Origin of the sequence: Devosia sp., assembly GCF_041917035.1 — a bacterium.
Taxonomy (GTDB): Bacteria; Pseudomonadota; Alphaproteobacteria; order Rhizobiales; family Devosiaceae; genus Devosia_A.
Genome location: NZ_JAYRYM010000269.1, coordinates 1 through 4,762 on the forward strand (window position 1 = coordinate 1; position 4,762 = coordinate 4,762).

Below are 4,762 nucleotides of genomic sequence, written 5' to 3' on the forward strand. Positions count from 1 at the left end.
TAGTCGAAGCGGGTTTCGAGGCCCATATTGCCCACCAGCGCCTCGCCGGTGGAGAGCCCGATGCCGATCACCACTTCATCGATGCCGCCGCGATTGCCGGCCCTGAGCCCGAAGGCGTCGGCGGCGTTGAGCGCCTTCAATCGGTTGCGCATGCCGAGCGCCGCCTCGACGGCGCGGCGCGGATGGTCGGCGACATCGACCGGGGCGTTCCAGAACGCCATGATGGCATCGCCGATGAACTTGTCGATGGTCCCCAGCCGGCCGGTGATCTCCTCTCCGAGCGCCCCGAACATGGTATTGAGCAGCGCCAGGATCTGCGGCGGGGTGAGCTTTTCGGAGAGCGGGGTGAAGCCGCGCACGTCCGAGAACATCACGGTGACCTGCCGCATCTCGCCGCCGAGCTTCAGCCGGTCGCCGTTCTTTTCGATCTCTGTGAGCAGCGTGGGCGAGACATAGTAGCCGAAGGCGCGTCGGATCTGCTTTTTCGCCTGGTCCGTGGTGAGGAAGCGGAAGAACACCAGCGCCAGATAGAGCAGCGTCAGCGCGACGAGGGCATAGCTGGGATCGATCATTGTGCCGTTGGTGACGAACATCCACCACGAAAACGCCGTGACGCCACCCAGCGACAAAACGCCGACGGTGAGGCCGGCCAGTGGACCGAGCTGCAGCACGATAATCACCAGCAGTGCGCCGATCAGCAGCAGGCCGACGATCTCGAGCCCGGCCACCCAGTCGGGGCGGGTGAGATAGGCGCCGGCAAGGATCTGCTCGATCGCCTGGGCGTGGACGGTGACGCCGGGCACGTTGTCACCGAGCGTCGTGGTATGGAGGTCGAGCAGGCCCGAGGCCGAGGTGCCGATGAGGACGATGTGGCCGGCGATGCGATCGGCAAGCTGTCGATAGCCGGGCCCCAGCACATCCTTGGCCGGCACCAGCATGTCGGCCCGTGGCCTCGAATAGTAGATCCACAGATCGCCTTCCGAGGTAAGGGGAACCGAGAAATCGGCGAGCCGCAGCCCCTCGACATAGCCCTCCGCCGCCGTGTCGCCGAAGACCACGACGGTGCCGATGCCCAGCGCCAGCCGCAGCGCCTCGATGGACAGGGTGGGAAACAGCTTGTCGCCGTTGGTCCACAGCATCGGCAGGCGACGGATCGCACTGGTGGAGAGTTCGGTGTTGAGGCTGAGCGCGGCGAGGCCGGGCGCCGCCTCGCGCAGCAGAGGCAGCGGCGCCGCCACGCCGGTGAGGAACGGGATCGACGCCGACGGATCGGGACCGGAGACCGCAAAGCCGCCTTTCGGCCCGCCGGTCATCGGCTTGCCGTTGGGGGTGCGCGAAAACCCCAGGATCGCCGGGGAGCGGGACAGCGCCGTCGCGAACATCGCGTCGTAGTCGGGCAGGTTGGCGGCATCGACGCCCGGGATCTCGGCCGCGATCCGGCTGGGCGACATGCGATCGGCCTCGGGGAACAGCACGTCGAAGCCGATGGCGGCGGCGCCCAGTTCGGTCAGCCGGTCCGCCAGCGTCGCCAGCCGGTCGCGCGGCCACGGCCACTGGCCGAGCGCGTCGAGCGAGGCTTCGTCGATGTCGATGACCCGGACCGGGAACTCCCCCTGTGGCCTCGGATGCAGCCGCTGGTAGAAATCGAAGGCGATCTCGCGCAGCACCTGCACCGGGAACGGATCGGCGGCGCGCACGAGCGTCAGCCCGATGACGATGACAAGGCCCAGGAGGATGGGGAGCAGACGGCGGATCATCCCCACTGCTTACCTTGTCTGCGCCGGACTGTCAGGGCACGGAGTTGAGGATGAACGGGCCGCGGTACTTCTCTGGCTCGCCGACATTGCTGACCGGGTCCTGCTCGGGCACCGTCACCGGCCGGTTGAGGCATCGCCGCGCCTGCTCCAGCCGGAACGCGGCGAGCAGTTCGGACTGCGAGTTGGCATAGGGGAACCGCGTGCGCAGCGCCTCGCGCGCCTGCCCCCTGATATCGTCGGTGAGGCCGAGCACCAGCGCCTCCGCGGTGTTCGCCTGGCCCAGTTCGCAGACCTCGTCGACGACGACGCACTTGTCGTCGAGGGTGCACAGGATCACCGCGCCATGGAACAGCAGCAGGCTGGTCTGCTGCGCATCGACATTGAGGTCGAAGGCGGTACCGCGCACCCCCACGGTACCGGTGGGGGTAGTGATCAGATAGCGGTCCTTGGCCGCGCCACCGGTGATGAACCGGAACGTTCCGGCGAGGGCATTGACCGCGAACTTGCCGGCCGAGCCGTCCTCGCGCAGCAGATAGTCATCGATGACGAGGCTCGAGCGCGGTCCGATCACCAGCCTGGTCCGGTCCGAGAAACGCAGCTCGACCAGCCCGCTCGCATCCGTCACCACCTTGTCGCCAATGAACACGTCGCTGCCGACGGCGAGCACGCGGGTGCCGGCCTTGGCCTCGAGCGTGGCGTTCTGGTCGACGCCCATCGCGACGCCGGACGCCGCCAGCGCCGGTGCGCCCAGCAGCACGGCGAACACCGCGACGAACAGCGAGATGGGGGCACGCATCGACAGTCTCCTCCTGCCCGACAGGTCCGACCGGTTCAGATGCCACGCCGCAGATGAATGCCCGGTGAATGCGGCGTTCGGCAAAACCCGGCAAGCTCAAACTCTGCGCTTGCCTCGGGCGCGCCGGCTTGCCAGCATCGTCGTCCGTGATGCGGGCGCAGCAGGTGTCCGGCGCGAGGGACGAGGGTCAATGGTCGAGCTCTTCTTTCTGCTGTTTCTCGGACTCGAACTCAAACACTTCATCGCCGACTATTTCATGCAGCCCGGCTGGATGCTGGCCGGCAAGGGCGACTTTCGCAAGATCGGCGGCTATGCCCATGCGGGCGTGCACGCCGGGCTGAGCCTCATCGTGCTGCTGCTCGCCGGCACCCCGCTCCTGGCGCTCGTCGGACTGGTGCTCGGCGAGTTCGCCGTCCACTACCTGCTCGACTATTCCAAGATCCACTACTCGCGCGGCGTGCACGTCGACACCCAGCCGCGCCGCTTCTGGAGCCTGCACGGGCTCGACCAGATCACCCACCAGCTGACCTATGGCGCGATGATCTACCTGGTGCTGCTGGCCAAGGGGCTCGCGTAGCGCGTCGCGCTACTTGCGGCTCCGCCGCGCCGCCTTGCTCTCGTCGGGCTTTTCCACCAGCTGCGCCAGGATCTTGTCGACCAGATCGAGGTCTTCGCGCTTGCCCTCGGACTGCTGCTGCAGATCGACCAGATAGCTGGTCGTGTAGTAGAGCCGCCGGGCCAGCAGCGTCGCCACGTGCAGCGCCACCTCCGGATCGCCGCCGAGGAACTGGATGGCATCCTCGATCACATAGGCCTTCACCGCCGACAGCGCCTTGACGGTAGCGCTGGCCGGGATGTCGAGCAGCGCCGACATCTCGCCGAAGATCGAACCCGGCTCGTCGATGTAGCTGACCTGGGTATCCTTGCGCAGCACCTCGACCTGACCCTCGATCAGCACCAGGAGCTTGCCCTCCTGACTGCCCTCGTCGATCATCACCTGGCCCGGCTTGAAGCGGACGGCCTCGCGTCCCTTGCAGTAGTCGAGAATATCAGACATCGGGCCCTCACCTGACGCGTTCGCTATAGTGCTCATCGGCAATCGTTTCGTCAAATAAAGCCGGCTTTTGGGCACGCGCCCGCCATGCCGCAAATAAAGCAGAAGGGCCGGCGGACCGGCCCTTCGACGCGCCGCAACGGCGACGTCAGTGATTGTCGCGCGGCACGCCCATGGTCTGGGCCAGGCGCTGGTACTTCACCGCCGGCTTCAGCACCCCTCCCGAACCGAGCTGGTCGACGATGCCGCGCTGGATCTCCTGCCACGGCGTCTGGTGGTCCGGATACTTGTAGCCCCCCATGGAGGCGAGGTCGGCGCGGCGCTTCTGCAGCTCCTCGGCGGAAATCAGGATATCGGCCGAACCCTTGTTGAGGTCGATCCGCACGCGGTCGCCGGTGCGCAGGATGGCGAGGTTGCCGCCGGCGGCCGCTTCGGGGGAAGCATTGAGGATCGAGGGCGATCCCGAGGTGCCGGACTGCCGCCCGTCGCCGATGCAGGCGAGCGAGGTGATGCCCTTCTTGATGAGGTAGTCGGGCGGCCGCATGTTGACCACCTCGGCAGCACCCGGATAGCCGATCGGGCCGGCGCCGCGCATGAACAGCAAGGTATGCTCGTCGATCTCGAGCGCGGGATCGTCGATGCGGTGGTGGTAATCCTCCGGACCGTCGAAGACCACGGCCTTGCCCTCGAACATGCCCGGATGCGCCGGGTCCGAGAGGTAGCGCGTGCGGAACTCCTCGGAGATGACGCTGGTCTTCATCACCGCGTTGTCGAACAGGTTGCCGCGCAGCACGAGGAAGCCGGCATCCTTCTTCAGCGGATCGGCGACCGAGCGGATGACCTTGTAGTCCTGCACCGTGGTGTTGCGGCAGTTCTCGCCCATCGTCCGGCCATTGACGGTGGGGGCGTTCTCGCGGATCAGCCCCGCCTTCATCAACTCGTTGACCACGGCCGGAACGCCGCCGGCATGGTAGTAGTCCTCGCCCAGGTACTCGCCGGCCGGCTGCATGTTGACCAGCAGCGGCACCTTGTGCCCGTGCGTCTGCCAGTCGTCGATGCCGAGATCGACGCCGATGTGCCGGGCGATGGCATTGACGTGGATGGGGGCGTTGGTGGAGCCGCCGATCGCCGAGTTGACGACGATGGTGTTGATGA

At 66.8% G+C, this 4,762-nt stretch carries 5 protein-coding genes; 1 reads left to right on the top strand and 4 read right to left on the bottom strand.

Annotation, left to right across the window (positions count from 1 at the left end; genetic code table 11):
* Both ACE3TU_RS18955 and ACE3TU_RS18960 read right to left on the bottom strand, forming a co-directional pair.
* Window positions 1-1,757, bottom strand: a 1,757-nt coding sequence (locus ACE3TU_RS18955; protein WP_374627069.1) for a CHASE2 domain-containing protein, incomplete at its 3' end; no start/stop codon positions are given.
* Between the two features lie 31 nt (window positions 1,758-1,788).
* A complete protein-coding gene (locus tag ACE3TU_RS18960; protein WP_374627070.1) occupies window positions 1,789-2,553 on the bottom strand; it encodes a FecR domain-containing protein in 765 nt (254 codons plus the stop codon).
* A gap of 190 nt (window positions 2,554-2,743) precedes the next feature.
* On the opposite strand from ACE3TU_RS18960, the gene ACE3TU_RS18965 reads away from it, so the two are divergent.
* Window positions 2,744-3,130, top strand: a complete 387-nt coding sequence (locus ACE3TU_RS18965; protein WP_374627072.1) for a DUF3307 domain-containing protein — start codon at window positions 2,744-2,746, stop codon at window positions 3,128-3,130.
* Between the two features lie 9 nt (window positions 3,131-3,139).
* Here ACE3TU_RS18965 and ACE3TU_RS18970 read toward each other — a convergent pair whose 3' ends face one another.
* On the bottom strand, window positions 3,140-3,610 hold the full coding sequence (locus ACE3TU_RS18970) for a Crp/Fnr family transcriptional regulator (RefSeq protein ID WP_374627074.1): 471 nt from the start codon (window positions 3,608-3,610) through the stop codon (window positions 3,140-3,142).
* Between the two features lie 145 nt (window positions 3,611-3,755).
* Window positions 3,756-4,762: dihydroxy-acid dehydratase (locus ACE3TU_RS18975; protein ID WP_374627076.1), on the bottom strand; the 1,007-nt coding region annotated here is incomplete at its 5' end.

What these genes read in the sequence shown, in the direction of transcription:
- ACE3TU_RS18970 (WP_374627074.1), bottom strand. Translation starts at nt 3,610, where the DNA reads ATGTCTGATATTCTCGACTACTGCAAGGGACGCGAGGCCGTCCGCTTC.
- ACE3TU_RS18965 (WP_374627072.1), top strand. Translation starts at nt 2,744, where the DNA reads ATGGTCGAGCTCTTCTTTCTGCTGTTTCTCGGACTCGAACTCAAACAC.
- ACE3TU_RS18960 (WP_374627070.1), bottom strand. Translation starts at nt 2,553, where the DNA reads ATGCGTGCCCCCATCTCGCTGTTCGTCGCGGTGTTCGCCGTGCTGCTG.